The organism is Chromobacterium phragmitis (assembly GCF_003325475.1).
In the GTDB taxonomy this organism is placed as follows: Bacteria; Pseudomonadota; Gammaproteobacteria; order Burkholderiales; family Chromobacteriaceae; genus Chromobacterium; species Chromobacterium phragmitis.
Genome location: NZ_CP029495.1, coordinates 4365650 through 4382670 on the forward strand (window position 1 = coordinate 4365650; position 17021 = coordinate 4382670).

Annotated in this window: 10 protein-coding genes; 9 read left to right on the forward strand and 1 reads right to left on the reverse strand. The window is 66.3% G+C overall.

All coding sequences use genetic code 11. From position 1 onward, the window contains the following. Positions 1–4: 4 nt before the first annotated feature. The 4 genes from DK842_RS20590 to DK842_RS20605 are packed head-to-tail and all read left to right on the forward strand — an operon-like array spanning position 5 to position 8847. A complete protein-coding gene (locus tag DK842_RS20590) occupies positions 5–1228 on the forward strand; it encodes an MdtA/MuxA family multidrug efflux RND transporter periplasmic adaptor subunit (RefSeq protein WP_114063142.1) in 1224 nt (407 codons plus the stop codon). 16 nt (positions 1229–1244) lie between these two features. Then, on the forward strand, positions 1245–4343 hold the full coding sequence (locus DK842_RS20595; RefSeq protein WP_114063143.1) for an MdtB/MuxB family multidrug efflux RND transporter permease subunit: 3099 nt from the start codon (positions 1245–1247) through the stop codon (positions 4341–4343). Beyond that, the gene (locus DK842_RS20600) at positions 4340–7444 is read left to right on the forward strand and encodes a multidrug efflux RND transporter permease subunit (RefSeq protein ID WP_114063144.1); all 3105 of its coding nucleotides are present in this window, start codon (positions 4340–4342) and stop codon (positions 7442–7444) included. Before DK842_RS20595 ends, DK842_RS20600 begins: the two co-directional genes overlap by 4 nt. A 5-nt stretch (positions 7445–7449) precedes the next feature. Then, on the forward strand, positions 7450–8847 hold the full coding sequence (locus DK842_RS20605) for an efflux transporter outer membrane subunit (protein ID WP_114063145.1): 1398 nt from the start codon (positions 7450–7452) through the stop codon (positions 8845–8847). A 61-nt stretch (positions 8848–8908) separates the two neighbouring features. On the opposite strand, the gene DK842_RS20610 is transcribed toward DK842_RS20605, so the two are convergent. Beyond that, positions 8909–9919 carry a glycosyl hydrolase family 18 protein gene (locus DK842_RS20610; RefSeq protein WP_232538545.1) on the reverse strand — a complete coding sequence of 337 codons (1011 nt, stop codon included), beginning with the start codon at positions 9917–9919 and terminating at the stop codon, positions 8909–8911. Positions 9920–10260: 341 nt separating this feature from the next. Between DK842_RS20610 and DK842_RS20615 the strand changes: the two genes are divergently transcribed. The 5 genes from DK842_RS20615 to DK842_RS20635 are packed head-to-tail and all read left to right on the forward strand — an operon-like array spanning position 10261 to position 16986. Then, positions 10261–11376: an AAA family ATPase gene (locus tag DK842_RS20615; protein WP_114063146.1), complete on the forward strand. Its 1116-nt coding sequence runs from the start codon at positions 10261–10263 to the stop codon at positions 11374–11376. Further along, positions 11373–11822 carry a bpX5 domain-containing protein gene (locus DK842_RS20620; RefSeq protein WP_114063147.1) on the forward strand — a complete coding sequence of 150 codons (450 nt, stop codon included), beginning with the start codon at positions 11373–11375 and terminating at the stop codon, positions 11820–11822. The genes DK842_RS20615 and DK842_RS20620 overlap by 4 nt, the downstream gene beginning before the upstream one ends. 40 nt (positions 11823–11862) lie before the next feature. Continuing rightward, complete coding sequence (locus DK842_RS20625; RefSeq protein WP_114063148.1) at positions 11863–13635, forward strand: hypothetical protein; 1773 nt, start codon at positions 11863–11865, stop codon at positions 13633–13635. Beyond that, positions 13628–16543 (forward strand): bpX6 domain-containing protein, encoded by a 2916-nt coding sequence (locus DK842_RS20630; protein WP_114063149.1) that lies wholly within the window; start codon positions 13628–13630, stop codon positions 16541–16543. Before DK842_RS20625 ends, DK842_RS20630 begins: the two co-directional genes overlap by 8 nt. A 32-nt stretch (positions 16544–16575) precedes the next feature. Further along, on the forward strand, positions 16576–16986 hold the full coding sequence (locus DK842_RS20635; RefSeq protein ID WP_114063150.1) for a hypothetical protein: 411 nt from the start codon (positions 16576–16578) through the stop codon (positions 16984–16986). The last annotated feature ends 35 nt before the right edge of the window (positions 16987–17021 follow it).

Below are 17021 nucleotides of genomic sequence, written 5' to 3' on the forward strand. Positions count from 1 at the left end.
CCGCATGTCGACCGCCGCGTCCGCCTCATCCAAACGCCTCCCCCTGATACTCGTCCTGATCGCCGCGCTGGGCGGCGGCTGGTGGTGGCATCAGCACAGCCAGAACGCCAAGGAGGCGGCCGCCAGGAACAAGGGCGGCGCGCCGGCGGCGGTCGGCGTGGCGGAGGTGCGGACCATGGACGCCCCTTTGCAACTGGGCGCGCTGGGCACCGTCGCCTCCACCTATACCGTGACCGTGCGCAGCCGCGTCGACGGCCAATTGGAAAAAATCCATTTCCAGGAGGGGCAACTGGTCAAGCAAGGCCAGTTGTTGGCCGAGCTGGACGCCCGCGCCTACCAGGCAACGCTGACCCAGGCGGAAGGCCAGTTGCTGCGCGACCAGGCGCTGCTGGAAAACGCCAGGCTGGATTTGGCCCGTTATCAGCAACTGGCCAGCCAGAACTCCATTTCCAAACAACAGGTGGACACCCAGAAAGCGCTGGTCAAGCAGTACGAAGGCACGGTCAAGGTGGATCAGGGCGCGGTGGCCGCCGCCAAGGTCAATGTCGACTACACCCGCATCACCGCGCCGGTGGCCGGCCGCGTGGGCCTGCGCCAGGTGGACCCGGGCAACATCGTCCGCTCATCGGATGCCAACGGCGTGGTCACCATCACCCAGACCCAGCCGATCAACGTGGTGTTCGCCGTGCCGGAAACCAGCCTGACCTCGGTGTTGCAAGCCGCCGCCGCCGACAAATCGTTGCGGGTGGAGGCCTGGGACCGGGACAACCGCGGCAAGCTGGCCGACGGCGCCCTGCTGGCGCTGGACAATCAACTGAATACCGGCACCGGCACCATCAACATCAAGGCGCGCTTCGCCAACGCAAAGCAACAGCTGTTCCCCAACCAGTTCGTCAACGTCAAGCTGCAGCTGGGCGTGCGCAAGGACGCCGTAGTGGTGCCCACCGAAGCGGTGCAGCTGGGCAAAACCGGCAGCTACGTCTACACCGTGGGCGCGGACTCCACCGTCAGCATCGCGCCGATCAAGCCCGGCCCGGTATCCGGCCACCACACCATAGTCGAAGACGGGTTGAAACCCGGCCAACGGGTAGTGGTGGACGGAGTCGACAAGCTGCGCAACGGCGCCCAGGTCAAAGTGATAGACCGCGCCGCCCAGGCCAAGACGCTGGGCGCGGACAAGGGGCCGCGCAAGCGCGACGGCAAACCTTCCGCCTCCCAGGCCGGCTAAGCGGCGGGAGCGAAGCATGAATCCTTCCCGCCAGTTCATTCTGCGCCCGGTGGCGACGACGCTGCTGATGGTGGCCATCCTGCTGACCGGCCTGGTCGCCTGGCGGCTGCTGCCGGTGTCGGCGCTGCCGGAAGTCGACTATCCGACGATCCAGGTGGTCACCCAATACCCGGGCGCCAGTCCGGACGTGATCACCTCCTCGGTCACCGCCCCGCTGGAGCGCCAGTTCGGCCAGATGCCGGGGCTGAGCCAGATGTCGTCCACCAGTTCGGGCGGCGCCTCGGTGATCACGCTGCAATTCAACCTGGACCTGACGCTGGACGTGGCCGAGCAGGAAGTCCAGGCCGCCATCAACGCCGCCGGCAACCTGCTGCCGTCCGACCTGCCCAGCCCGCCCATCTACAGCAAGGTCAATCCAGCCGATACGCCGGTCCTCACCATCGCCGTCAGCTCGCCCACGCTGCCGCTGACCAAGTTGCAGGACCTGGCCGACACCCGGCTGGCGCAGAAGCTGTCCCAGGTTTCCGGCGTAGGCTTGGTCAGCATCAGCGGCGGCCAGCGCCCCGCCGTGCGCATCCAGAGCAACCCGCGCGCGCTGGCCGCGCGCGCGCTGACGCTGGAAGACATCCGCACCGCCATCGCCGCCGCCAACGTCAACCAGGCCAAAGGCAGCTTCGACGGACCGAAACAGGCATCCACCATAGACGGCAACGACCAATTGCAATCGGCCGACGAATACAAAAACGTGGTCATCGCTTATCGCGACGGCGCGCCGGTGCGGCTGGAGGATGTCGCCAAAGTGGTGGACTCGGCCGAAAACACCCGGCTGGCGGCCTGGGCCGGCGACACCCCGGCCATCATCCTCAACGTGCAGCGCCAGCCCGGCGCCAACGTGATACAGGTGACCGACCGCATCAAGGCGCTGCTGCCGCAATTGCAGTCCACCCTGCCCGGATCGGTGGACGTCAAGGTGCTGAGCGACCGCACCGTGACCATACGCGCGTCGGTGGAGGACGTGGAGTTCGAGCTGATGCTGGCCATCGGGCTGGTGGTGATGGTGATTTTCGTCTTTCTGCGCAATGTGCCGGCCACCATCATTCCGGCCGTGGCGGTGCCGCTGTCGCTGGTGGGCACTTTCGGCGTGATGTACCTGGCCGGCTTCTCCATCAACAACCTGACGCTGATGGCGCTGACCATCGCCACCGGCTTCGTCGTCGACGACGCCATCGTGATGATCGAGAACATCGCCCGCTACATAGAGGACGGCGAAAAGCCGATGGCCGCGGCCTTGAAGGGTTCCAAGCAGATAGGGTTCACCATCATCTCGCTGACCATCTCGCTGATCGCGGTGCTGATCCCGCTCTTGTTCATGGGCGACGTGGTGGGCCGGCTGTTCCGCGAGTTCGCCGTCACGCTGGCGGTGTCCATCCTGATCTCCGCCTTCATTTCGCTGACGCTGACGCCGATGATGTGCGCTCGCCTGCTCAAGCATGTGCCGGAAGAAAAACAGGGCCGCTTCTACCACGCCAGCGGCAAGTTCTTCGACGACGTCATCGCCCGCTACGGCCGGTTGCTCAACTGGGTGCTGGACAGACAGAAAACCACGCTGCTGGTGGCTGTCGGCACGCTGGCGCTGACCGTCGCGCTTTACGTCTGGACGCCCAAGGGCTTCTTCCCGCAGCAGGACACCGGCGCCATCCAGGGCATCAGCGAGGCCTCGCAGTCCATTTCCTTTTCCGCGATGGCCCAACGCCAGGAGGCCTTGGCCGAGGCGCTGCTGAAAGACCCGGCAGTGGACAGCCTGTCGTCCTTCATCGGCGTCGACGGCACCAACGCCACCCTGAACAACGGCCGCCTGCTGATCAACCTCAAGCCCAAGGGCGAGCGCGACGACATGCGCTCGGTGCTGGCGAGGCTGCAGCAGCGCGCCGGCGATGTGCCCGGCATGTCGCTGTACCTGCAGCCGGTGCAGGATTTGACCATAGACGCGCGCGTCAGCCGCACCCAGTACCAGTTCACGCTGCAGGCCACCAGCCAGGACGAACTGTCCGCCTGGGTGCCCAAACTGGTGCGCAGGCTGCGGCAGGAGCCGGCGCTGGCAGATGTGGCCAGCGACCTGCAGGACAAGGGCCTGCAAGCCTATGTCAACATCAACCGCGACGTCGCCTCGCGCCTGGGCGTCAGCACCGCGGCCATCGACAACGCGCTGTACGACGCCTTCGGCCAGCGGCTGATCTCCACCATTTTCACCCAGACCAACCAGTACCGGGTGGTGCTGGAAGTCGACCCGCAGCACCAGCTCGACCCGCAGTCGCTGAAAAGCATCTACGTGCCCACCGCCGCCGGCACGCCGGTGCCGCTGGACGCGGTGGCCAGCATAGAGGAGCGGCCGGCCTCGCTGGCGATCAGCCATCTGGGGCAATTCCCCACCGCCACCCTCTCCTTCAATCTGAAGCGCGGCGCTTCGCTGGGCGAGGCGGTGGACGCCATCCGCCAGGCGGAGGCGGAGCTGGGCCTGCCGGCCAGCATAGACACCAAGTTCCAGGGCGCGGCCATGGCCTTCCAGGCCTCGCTGTCCAACACCCTGTGGCTGATCCTGGCCGCCATCGTCACCATGTACATCGTGCTGGGCGTGTTGTACGAGAGCTATATCCATCCCATCACTATCTTGTCGACCCTGCCCTCCGCCGGCATCGGCGCGCTGTTGGCGCTGATGGTGACGGGCTCGGACCTGTCGGTGATCGCCATCATCGGCATCATCCTGCTGATAGGCATCGTCAAGAAAAACGCGATCATGATGATAGACTTCGCGCTGGAGGCCGAGCGCGAACAGGGCATGAGTCCGCGCGAAGCCATCTACCAGGCCTGCCTGCTGCGCTTCCGCCCCATCCTGATGACCACGATGTCGGCGCTGTTGGGCGCGCTGCCCCTGATGCTGGGCAGCGGCATGGGCGCGGAGCTGCGCCAGCCGCTGGGCATCACCATGGTGGGCGGGCTGATGGTCAGCCAGGTGCTGACGCTGTTCACCACGCCGGTGATCTACCTGGCGTTTGACCGCCTGGCGCGCCGCTTCGGCCGCAAGGCCAAGCCGGAACTGGCCGAGGGCGAAGCATGATCCCGTCGGAACCGTTCATCCGCCGCCCGGTGGCCACCACGCTGTTGACGCTGGCCATCCTGCTGGCCGGCGCCATCGCCTTCAAGCTGCTGCCGGTATCGCCGCTGCCGCAGGTGGATTTTCCCACCATCTCGGTATCGGCCAAACTGCCCGGCGCCAGTCCGGAGACCATGGCCGCCACGGTGGCCACGCCGCTGGAGCGCGCGCTGGGCCACATCGCAGGCGTCACCGAAATGACGTCCACCAGCGCTCTGGGCTCCACCAACGTCACGTTGCAGTTCGACCTGGACCGCGACATCAACGGCGCCGCGCGCGACGTGCAAGCGGCGATCAACGCCGCGCGCTCGCTGCTGCCCACCGGCATGCCGTCCAACCCCACCTACCGCAAGGTCAATCCGGCGGACGCGCCCATCATGATCCTGGCGCTGACCTCGGACAGCCTGAGCCGCGGCCAGATGTACGACGCCGCCGACTCCATCCTGGGGCAAAAGCTGTCCCAGGTGGACGGCATCGGCAACGTGGTGATCGGCGGCGGCGCGCAGCCGGCGGTACGGGTGGAAATGAACCCGATGCAGCTCAACCACTACGGCATCGGCATGGAAACCGTGCGCGCCGCCATCACCGGCACCAACGCCAACAAGCCCAAGGGGTTTCTGGAAAACGATGCGCGCCATTGGCAAATACAGGCCAACGACCAGGCCGGCAAGGCCAGCGATTACCAGCCGCTGATCATCAGCTACAAGAACGGCGCCGCGGTGCGCATTTCGGACGTGGCCGAGGTCAAGGATTCGGTCGTGGACCTGCGCAACGCCGGCATGCTGGGCAAGCAGCCGGCGGTGATGCTGATCCTGTTCCGCCAGCCCGGCGCCAACATCATCGAAACCGTGGACCGGGTCAAGGCGATGCTGCCCAAGCTGCAGGCATCCATTCCCGCCGCGGTCCAGATCAACGAGGTGATGGACCGCACGCCCACCATCCGCGCGTCGTTGTCCGAAGTGGAGCGCTCGCTGGCGATTTCCGTCGCCCTGGTGATCCTGGTGGTGTTCCTGTTCCTGCGCAACGGCCGCGCCACCGCCATTCCGGCCATCACCGTGCCGGTATCGCTGGTGGGCACGTTCGCCGTGATGTACCTGGCCGGCTTCTCGCTGAACAACCTCAGCCTGATGGCGCTGACCATCGCCACCGGCTTCGTCGTCGACGACACCATCGTGGTGCTGGAGAACATTTCCCGCCACATCGAGGCCGGCATGAAGCCGTTCCAGGCGGCGCTGCGAGGCGCGCGCGAAGTGGGTTTCACCGTGGTGTCGATGAGCATTTCGCTGATCGCGGTGTTCCTGCCCATCCTGCTGATGGGCGGCATCATCGGCCGCCTGTTCCGCGAATTCGCCGTCACCCTGTCCGTGGCTATCCTAGTGTCCTTGCTGGTCTCGCTGACCACCACGCCCATGCTGTGCTCGCGCTGGCTAAAAGCGCATGAGGCGCACAGCGAACCGGGAAGACTGTTCCAATGGAGCGAGCGCGCCTTCGACGCCATGCTGAACGGCTATCGGCGCTCGCTATCCTGGGCGCTGCGCCACAGCCGGCTGATGATGGCCGTTCTCGCCGCCACCATCGCGCTCAACGTATTCCTGTACGCCGTGATCGCCAAGGGCTTTTTCCCGCAGCAGGACACCGGCAGGCTGATGGGCATGATACGCGCCGACCAGAACATCTCCTTCCAGGCGATGCAACAGAAGCTGCAGCGCTTCATCGACGTAGTGAGCGCCGACCCCGCGGTGGACAAGGTGGTGGGCTTCACCGGCGGCGGCAAACGCAACGGCGCCAATATGTTCGTCAGCCTGAAACCGTTGTCGGAACGCAAGGAAAGCGCCGACCAGGTGATCGCCCGCCTGCGCAAGAAGCTGTCGCACGAACCGGGGGCCCAGCTATTCCTGCAGGCGGTGCAGGACATCCGCATCGGCGGCCGCTCCAGCAACGCGCAATACCAGTACACGCTGCAGGGCGATGACCTGGCCGCCCTCCAGGAGTGGACGCCCAAGGTGCAGCAGGCGCTGAGCAAGATACCCATCCTGGCCGACATCAACAGCGATCAGGAAGTGCGCGGGCTGCAGACCACGCTGGCCTTCGACCGCGACGCGATGGCGCGGCTGGGCCTGACCCAGGCCCAGGTAGACTCGGTGCTCAACGACGCCTTCGGCCAACGCCAGGTATCCACCATCTACAACGCGCTCAATCAGTACCGGGTCGTGCTGGAGGTCGCGCCCGAGTACTGGCAGAGTCCGGAAGCGCTGCGCAATATCTACCTGCAAACGCCGGGCGGCCAGCCGACGCCGCTATCGGCCTTCGCCAGCTGGAAGCCGACCAACACCTCACTGTCGGTCAACCACCAGGGCCAGTTCGCCGCCACCACCATCTCGTTCAACCTGCCGGCCGGCGTCTCGCTGTCAGACGCCACCACGGCGATAGACGACGCGCTGGCCGACATCGGCCTCCCCAGTTCGATACATGCCAGCTTTCAGGGCACGGCCAAATCGTTCCAGGCCTCGCTGGACAGCCAGCCGCTGCTGATCCTGGCCGCGCTGATCGCCGTCTACATCGTGCTGGGCATGTTGTACGAGAGCGTGGTGCATCCGATCACCATTCTGTCCACCCTGCCCTCCGCCGGCGTGGGCGCGCTGTTGGCGCTGATGGCCACCGGCGGCGAATTCAACATCATCGCGCTGATCGGCGTGCTGCTGTTGATCGGGATCGTCAAAAAGAACGCCATCATGATGATAGACTTCGCGCTCACCGCCGAGCGCGAGCAAGCGCTGCCCCCGCGCGACGCCATCTTCCAGGCCTGCCTGCTGCGCTTCCGCCCCATCATGATGACCACCATGGCGGCGCTGTTCGGCGCGCTGCCGCTGGCGCTGGGCCGCGGCGACGGCGCCGAGCTGCGCACGCCGCTGGGCATCTCCATCGTCGGCGGCCTGCTGCTGAGCCAGCTCCTGACGCTGTACACCACGCCCATCGTCTATCTGTATCTGGACCGCTTCCGCCTGTGGTGCCTGAAGTGGCGCGGCAACCGCCGCCACGCGCTCGCCGGCGGCAACGAGGAATGACCCGCATGAAAACAAGAACAAGCCTGACCCCCATCCTGGCGGCGCTGCTGGCCGCCGCCGCGCTGACCGGCTGCGCCATCGGCCCCGATTACGCCAGACCCAAGCTCGACATCCCGGCCGACTTTAAAGAGGACGGCCGCTGGAAGAGCGCCGAGCCGCAAGACGAAGCGCCGCGCGGCGACTGGTGGGCGGCATATCGGGACGCCACGCTGAACGGCCTGATGGACACGCTGAACCGGCAAAGCCCCACCATCGCCCAGGCCGAAGCGCAATATCGCCAAGCCCAGGCCCAGCTCAACCAGGCCGAGGCGGGACTGTTCCCCTCGCTATCCGCCAACGCCTCGCAAAGCCGGGCCGTCGCCGCGCCCGGAAACGTCGCGTTCAACAACTACAACCTGGGACTGGCCGCCAGCTGGGAGGTGGACCTGTGGGGCGGCGTGCGCCGCGCGGTGGAGGCCGGCGAAGCCAAGCAGCAGGCCTCGGCGGCGCAACTGGCCGCCATCCGCCTCAGCAGCCAGGCGCAACTGGCCACCGCCTATCTGCAGTTGGTGGCGGCGGACAGGCAACTGGCCAACCTGCGCGACAGCGAAAAGGCGCTGGAAGAGTCGCTGCGGCTGACCCGCAACCAATTCGCCGCCGGCATCGTCGGCGACGACGCGGTGGCCTCGTCCGAAAGCCAATGGAAAACCGCCCAGGCCGCGGTCGTCGACAAACGGCTGACCCGCGCCCAGCTGGAGCACGCGATAGCGGCCGCGCTCGGCCAGGCGCCGGCAGGCTTCTCGCTGCCGCCGGCAGAAGCCGAGCCCCATCTGCCGCAAATTCCCTCCGGCCTGCCCTCGACGCTGCTGGAGCGCCGCCCGGACATCGCGCAGGCGGAGCGCAATATGGCCGTCGCCAACGCCCAGATCGGCATCGCCCAATCCGCCTATTTCCCCAGCCTGACGCTGGGCGCCAGCGGCGGCTACCGGGGCTCCACCTTCGCCGACTGGGTGACGCTGCCCAACCGCATCTGGTCCATCGGCCCTTCGCTCGCGCTGTCTCTGTTCGACGCCGGCCTGCGCCGCGCCCAGACCGCCCAAGCCATCGCCGCGTACGACGCCAGCGTAGCCGGCTACCGGCTAACCGTGCTGGCCGCGCTGCAGGGGGTGGAGGACAATCTGTCCGCGCAAAGCCTGCTGCATGAAGAGGCCGGACTGCAGACGGCAGCCCTGGCGGCGGCCAAGCGGGCCGAGACCATCGCCCAGAACCAGTACCGGGCCGGCACCGTGTCCTATCTGAACGTGCTGAGCGCGCAAAACGCCCGCATCGCCGCGGCAAACAATCTGTGGAATGTGAAAAACCGCCAGTACGCCAGCAGCGTGGCCTTGATCGCCGCGCTGGGCGGCGGCTGGCGCGCGCCGTAACGGCGCGGCGCTCGGATTCTCCGATGCGAAAAGCCGGACTCCCGTCCGGCTTTTCCATCCGCTAATGTTGCGACAATCCCTGCCTCACCGCGCTCCAAAAAGCGTCATCCTCCATTCCCAGTGCGTACAGCGAAGTGCCGCCCAGGCCATAAGCATTGACCAGGCTGGCCTTCAAGGCCACGCTGCGCGCGTTCTCCGTCCAGACCGTATGGCGGCTGCCATCCGCCGCGTCATAGCCGAAGGTCAAGGAATGGGTGCCGGCGTCGTAGCGCGGCTGCGCCCCATAGCGGGCGATCAAGGCCTGGGTGTCCTTCCAGTACAGCATCCTGCCGCTGCCGGGCAGCTTCCAGTCGTAGCCGTACGCCGGGATGCCGTTCAGCACCTTGGCCGCCGGCACCCGCTCCACCGCGTAGTCCAAGTCGTCCTCCATCCAGTCCGAGCCAGCCACCGGCCCCGGGTCCCAGGCCGGAATCGCCTCGTCGTAAGTCATGATCTGCAAATAGTCCGCCGCCGCGTCCAGCGCGCGCAGATCGTAACCATAATTGGCCTCATGATTCTCATCCTTGACGGAGAAAGCCGGCACGCTGACGATCAGCTTCAATCCCTTGGCATGCAACGCCTTGGCCAGCGTTTGAATGAAAGCGCTGAAGCGGTTGCGGTCGCCCTGCGCCACCGCCTCGAAATCGACATTGACCCCGACGAAGCGGTTGTCCTGCGCGAATTTCACCAGATTGGCCACCGACGCATTCAGCGCCGTGGTGGACACCGCGTGGGCGATGTCGGCGCTCCAGTTTCCCTTGCCGTCCACATTGGACACGCAGCCGTAGGCGGGAATCTTCTTGTCGCGCAGGAAAGCCAAGGCGTTCTCCGGCCGGGGATCGCCATTGCCCACAACCGCGCCCTGAGCGGTGATGTTGTAGAAATCCACGGCGACGGCATTGAAGTTGGCATGATACTTGGCCAGCGCCGCGTCATTGCCGGCATAGCCGGAATAATAAGCCAGCACCATCGGACCGGATTGCGCCTGCAGGGATGCCATTGCCGCAAGCAGGCTGAATATGATTTTTTTCATTCGATTTTCTTTCGCATGACACTCGCCGGCCATGTCGCGGCGGTGCTCAAGCGCCGTTATACCTGTTCGGCGAATGGCAATTCCACCCTGCCCGATGGCTTTGCTCGGCAACACGCGGCCAGTGCAGGCCATTCCTCGCTTTTCCGGATGAGATTCCGCATTTAATTTCCAAATTAACCCGAGACGGCGCCACGTCTCGCCCATCTTTCAAATAATCCGATAAGAACTATTCAGCCATTCGAAAAACAAGACGGTCCTTTTGTCACTATTGCCAATATTACATTTGTTAACAATCAGCGCATTTCTCTATAATCGCCGGATTTCCACACTACGCCACAGTCATGAATTCGCAGCTGCAACAAGCATCAAGCAACGTCCGCTCCGCCATTCGCAGCGCCACTCAAGGGCTGGTCGGCCGGGAACAGCTCGCGGAGCTGATCATTCTGGCGGCGGTCGCCCAAGAGCACCTGCTGGTCATTGGACCGCCGGGCACCGCCAAGAGCGCTGTCGTGCGGCGCGTGGCCCAGACGATGGGCGGCCGCTATTTCGAATATCTGCTTGGCCGCTTCACCGAGCCTTCGGAACTGTTCGGCCCCGTCGATCTGCGCAAGCTGCGCGAAGGCACTGTCGAGACCGACACCGCCGGCATGCTGCCCGAGGCCGAAATCGCATTTCTGGACGAGGTTTTCCTCGGCTCCACCGCCATTCTCAATACTTTGCTGGGCATTCTGAACGAGCGCCGCTTCCGCCGCGGCCACACCCAGCTGTACTGCCCGCTCCGCGTCTGCATCGGCGCCGCCAACCATCTGCCCAGCGACGAATCCCTGTCCGCTTTCGGCGACCGTTTTCTGCTGCACGTTTTCGTGGAGGCGGCCGCCGACCATCAGTTGGAAGCGATGCTGGAAGGCGGCTGGCAGGCCGAGCTAAGCCCGGCGGCACCCGGCATCAGCCTGGCTGATCTCGACCTGCTGGCCAACGCGGCCAAAGACGTGGACATGTCCGAGATCCGCCCCGTCCTGGCGCAAGCCATCCGCCAGCTGCGCGGCGCGGGAATCGCCCTGTCCGATCGCCGCATCGTCAGATCGCAGCGCCTGATCGCCGCAGCAGCTGTCCTCGCCGGCCGCGCCCGCGCCGACGCCTCCGACCTGTGGCCGTTGCTGTACGCGCTGCCGACTCAGGAAATCCAGCAACATGCCCGGGAGGTCTTGCGCGAACAATTGGCCGTCTGCGCCAACGGCGTGCTGGCCAGCGCGGTGGAGACCGCGGCCGTGCAGCCCATGTCACGGGTCGGCCGCCTGCTGGAAAACGCGCAATCCGCGCTGGCCGCCGAAACAGACCGGCCAGGCATCGAAGCCCTGTTGCGTGAAATCGACGCCAACTTCAGCGCCGAAAGCATGCCGGACGAACTGGCCGCTTCGCGCGAGAAACTGACGGCGCGCCTGGCGGAACCCGCATGAGCGGCTCCGCCATGTCCTGGCGCTGGCGGCCCATTCCGGAATGCGATATCGCCTCCCCTCAGGCCGCGGTCGCTTTCGGCGATGCCGCGGAGCGCCTGCTGAAACGGCTGGAGGCCATGCCGACCGAACAGCGGCGCACGCTGATGCTAACCGCCGGCGAACGGCTGCTGGTGGCGCTGGGGCGGGAAAGCGCGCTGCCCTGGGTGGAGGGGGTCGAGTACGCCCGTCCGGACGCCTCGATCCGACAGCTGTGGCTGCCGACCAAGTGGCAGCCGGACGTTTCCACCGACGCGCTGAGCATCGCCCTGAATGCGCGCGCGCCGGCTTGGCCGATGCTGCTCTGGCGCGAACCCGCGCTCATCATTCCCTTGAACCGGCAACTGCCGGCCGGCGACGAGCTGCTGGCCGACATCCGCCGCCGATGGAGCGGCGCCTGCCGCTCCTGAATTCCAGCTGACGATACCTATGCGATTACCCGAAGCGCTCATGCCTTGGCATGACTGCCTGAGCGGCTTTTCCGTCGAGCTCGCCACCGAACTGGGCGAGTTGCTGCGACGCCTCGCTCCGGTGCTAGGCAGGCACCGCGATCCCAGCCATGGCGGCGAGCTGCCCTCTCAAGGGCTGGATGACTTGCGGCGCCGCGGCCCCTACGAACGCCTGCTGGCGTCCGAATGGCTGCTGGCCGACGAAATCCCCGACGAATTTCTGCGCCGCGCCGCCAGCGGCGAGCATCTGTTTCTGTCTCCCACGCCGAACGAGCGCATGGCGGACCGGCGCATCGTCGCGCTATTCCATTCCGGCAGCTGGCAATTGGGCGCCCCCAGGCTGGCCCATCTGGCGCTGTGCATCCTGCTCGATCGCCGCGCCAGGGCCGCCGGCGGCGAATTCCATTGGGGCAGCCTGCAGGCGCCGGGCGAATGGCGGCAAGGCGCCGAGCCCGAGGCGCTGAAACAGCTGCTGCGCGCCCGCGCCTACCGCAACTTCGACCAGCAGCTTTACCAGGAATGGCACCAGAGCCTGTCAGAGCTGGGCGCCGTCGACGAGTGCTGGCTGATAGGCTACCCCTTGGACAAACAGGGCCTGCTCGCGCCGCTCTTCACCCACCAGGCGGACATCACGCCCACGCTGCGCGGCGACGCTCTGCGAATCGCCATCCGGGACCGCGGCGGCGAGCGCTCGTTGAATTTGCCGCTGCCATCCCGCGATGCCGGCCTCGCGCTGCTGCAGGGGCGCTTCCAAGCCGGCCAGGCTACCGTGCGGACAGAGACGCAGCGCTTTTCCCTGCGTCACGCGCCGCTGCTGTCTCCCAATGGCCGCCATGTCGCCGTCTCGCTTCAGGGCGGCTACGCGGCACTGATGCTGCCGGTGGACAAACCGGGACAAACATCGAAACAGAAGGCGCGCCAGCTGCAATGGCACAGGGCCGGCACCCTGCTGGCGCGGGCATTCACGGCCAAGACCCTGGGCGCCGTGGTTCAGCGCGGCGCCCTGCTGAGCTGCCTGCAGTTCCCGCGCATAGGCAAGGTGCCGCTGCCGCAGCAGGCCGAATTCCATGCTTCCCCGGGATCCTCCACCTTGCTGGATGCCGCCTGGCTGCCCGGCAAATCCGGCGGCAGGCTGTATTTGCGCGACTTGAACGGCAATCTTGTCTATTGGGAAAGCGGGGGCCCTGCCGGAACCGCCCCCATGCGCCAACAATGCGGCGGCGTGCAGGCCCTCTGCCAGATAGACGGCGCCTCCCTGCTATACGCCCGCCAGCAGAACGGCCAGCTCCGTCTAGGCTGGCTGGGCGCCGATCACGACCGGAAGGTGGTGGAAGTCGCCCCCGGCATCGCGGCCGACACCTATAGTCGAGTGTTGCTGCACGGGCTGCCGCAAGACCGGCGCTTCGCCTGCGCGGTCCTGCTACGCGGCGGCGAGCGGGAAAGCTGGCGGCTACACGCCGGCAGCGGCGGCGGCGCGCCGGATGGCCGGGAATGCCTGCTTCCCGCAGGCTGGCACGCGATAGGCGTGCAATTGACCGACAAGCCGCGCTTGCTGCTGGTCCACGACAAGCAGAATCAGATCGCCCTGCTGGACGAAGACAAGATCCTGCCGTTGTACGGGACTGCGTCGCCGATCGCCCGGCTCAGCTATACGCCCTCCTGCGCCGGCATCGCGCTGCTGACCGAACAAAGAGAGTTGATCGTGTACTCCCTGGCCGCCCGCGCCGTGGTTCTCCATCTGCAAAACCAGACCGCAGGCAAAGCACATGACTGAAAACCTCTCCTTAAGCTCCGAAATACGCCAGCCGGTGCTGAGCGGCCGCGCATGGCTGTCCGGCCTCTGGTTGCCCGCCGACCGGTACGGCGAGTCCGAACGCCGGCTTCGCATCCTGGCCAACTGGCACGCCGGCGCCGCGGCTTACCGCTTCCCGGAAGGCGATCTGCTGCGCTACGCCGCGCCGATGGAGCAGGATTGCGCGCGCGTGCCCGGCTGGCCTTTGCAACGAGTGGGCCGCGCGCTGTGCTCCGCGTGGATAACGGCCGACGAATACGAGAAGCTGCCGCCTGCAGACCTGTGGCTGGTGCGGGGCGGCCAGGTGCAAAGCCTGCGGCTGGCCGACGCCGAAGTCCTCAAGCCGGGGGAATGGCTGGACGTGTCGGCGTTCGCCATCCACGCGATGTACGACTGCCGCGTCGCCGAGAGAGTGCTGGATCAGCCGCTGGCAGCCGCTCAGCGGGATATCCGCCAGTTGCTGGGCAAACAAGTGCCGGCGGCCAGCCTCGAGCAAAAGCAGTTCCTCCACGCCCTGCAAGGCGAGGCTTCCGCGCCGCCGCCCAGCGCCCCCAAGGCGCCGGTCTGGCGCAAGCCGCTGATCGTGGCGGCGGTGCTGGGCGCCTGCCTGGCGCTGGGCGCCTTCATCGCCTCATCCGGCAGCGACAGCGGCGCCGCGCCCAGGGGGGCAGGCTCATCGTCCTCCAACTCCGCGCCCCACGTGCTTCCCTGGCTGATGTTGATCGCGCTAGCGGTCCGCTCATGGCAAAAAAGACAGCCGCCCGCCCCGCGAAAATCATCCGTCTCCACCCAGCCGTCCAATCCAAAACAGGCTGGCGGAGCGGGAAGCGCCGGGAAGCCCGGCGCAATCGCCCAGGCCATGATCCCCGCCCGGCGCGCCGTTGCGCGCGCGATGCCGCAAGCCTGGCGCGACTGGCTCGCCCGCGCGGCGATGACCAGCCATCTCTCCGGCATAATGGGCCGCCGCCAGGCCGCCTACATGCGCCAAATGCTGGAAATGTTCGAAAACGGCCGCCTGCAAGACGCGTTGCGCCACGCCATACCGCTGGGCGGCGCAGGCGGCAGCACCGGCCAAGCCTTCGGCGTGCCTCATGTCCGCCAGAACTTGGCATTGGGCATGAAAAACGGCGCAGCCGGTCCCTCCATGTATTTCGGGGATGAGCTCAGCCGCCACCTGCGACAGCTGTATCGCAAGAGTTTTGAAAAGCTGGATCGAGAAGGCAATGTCGATCAGGCGGTATTCGTGCTGGCTGAGCTGCTACAGTCCCACTCAGAAGCGATCGGCTACTTGGAAAAGCATGAGCGCTACGGCCAAGCCGCGGAGCTGGCCCTGCTCTGGGACATGGACGCGGCCTTGATCGTGCGGCTGATGTGCAAGGCCGGCGATCTGCCGCGCGCGATGGCGGTGGCGAGACGCGACGGCGCCTTCGCCGAGGCCATCGCCTTGCTGGAACCCCGCTGGCCGGTGGCGGCGCGCCAATTGCGCGAAGAATGGGCGCAGGCCCTGGTCGACCAGGGCCGCCGGCTGGACGCGGCGCAGGCGATCTGGCCGATAGAGTCGATGCGCGAGCGCGCGATCGAGTGGCTGCTGCGCGCCGAGGAAGCGGGCGGCAGCCTGGCCGCCGAAGCGCTGGTCAAACGCGCCAGCCTGCTCCCGGACTCGCTGGACAGCCAGGAAGCGCGCATCCAATCGATCCGCGACGACAAAGACCGCCAGCCGGAAAGGACCGCCGTCGCCCACGCCCTGCTGGCGCTGTCCAGCCATAACAAAGAAACGCGCCTGCTGGCGCGCGCGCTGTTCAATGCCTGGCTGGTGGACCAGGACGGCGGACTGGGCCGATTCAGCCCTCAGCAACTGCAGCGTCTGCTCGACATTGCGCAAGACCCGCTGCTGCGCGCCGACTTGCCCGGCAAGCTGCCATCCCCCAAGCCCCACCCCTTGTCCGAGAAAAAGGAAGTGTCCTGGATATCCGTCCCCGCCGCCATTGGCCAGCCGGTATCCGACATCGCCTTGCTGCCCGACATGCGCCTGCTGGTCGCGCAGGGCGAGGCTGGCGTCACCCTGCGCGACCCCAGAGGCAAGACCTTGCATCGCTTCCCCGCGCCCGCCGACAGCATCGTACTAGCCGACAGCGGCCACATCGCCCTCGCCGTGATCTACCGGGGCGACATGCTGTGCGTACAGCGTCTGGATCTGGTGACGCGTGAGCACCGAGACCTGGGCATCATCGCCGTCGACTGCTTCGCCGCCGGCTTCGACGGCATCGGCTGGACGGTTGGCCAGGGCGATGCGATCCGGGTATTGGACACCGGACACGGTCTCAGCCGCGTGCTGTGGCAAATCGACAAACTGCCGGGCCGGGCGGTGCGCATTTTGCGCAGCCCATCCTGCGAACAGTACGAACTGGTGGATCCAGACGATAAAATGGTGCTTTGGCAATATCGCTTGCCCGGCAGGCGGCTGGAGTCCCGCGGCCACGTGCCGGTTCTGGAGAAGAAAGGCGACATGTCCGTCATCCCCTCGCCCTGGGGCAGCTACCGCTACTTCTGGATGGCATGGGACGAGCAGGACAACCCATGGCTGGTCAGCCAGCATTCCGGCAACGACAAGGATCACGGCCTCGCACTGCCGCCGCAGATGTCCGGAGCCGCGCTCAACGTCACGCTGGGCCAAAACAGCGTAGCCGTGGCGATGCGGCAGGAAAACGATGCCTGCGTGCTGCTGGCGCGGGATGGGGAAACCTATCCGGACATCGCGTTCTCCTGGCCGGCGGGCGCTCACATCCGGGCGAAAATGCAGGGCGACTGTTGGCTGATGTTCGATCGTTTCGGCCGAATCGCGATCATGGACATGGTTCGTTGCTACGCCAGCATGCCAACCATCGCCTGACGCCCGCCATGACAAGGAAAAGGAAAAGCATCATGTACAAAAGCGCTGTTCTGATCGGCCTGGCCATGGCGGCGCCGCTCGCCGCCGCCGGCTCCCCGCAAGCCATGCTGGAAAGCTATCTGGCCAAGGACGCCGCCGGCATGCGGCTGCAGGAGTATCCGGCCGCCCGCTACTTTGCCAATTACCAAGACGAGCCGGGTTGGGACATGGTGACGCTGATCACCGGCTACGGCGTGCAGCCGCAGCGATGCGGCCCGCGCCGCTGCGAATTCGTGGTCCGCTATCAACTGGACCCCACCCGCCCTTCGGACGAGCAAGCCAAGCCCCACCCCAAAGGCGGCGAGGAGAAAGCCAGCTATGTGGTGGTCAAGCAAGGCGGCGCGTGGAAGATAGACAGCGGCAGCATGCGCGAACCGCACGTAAAGCGCGGCGCGCTGCGCTGACTCGCGCAGGAAGGGCCGGATGCGGCATTCCGGCC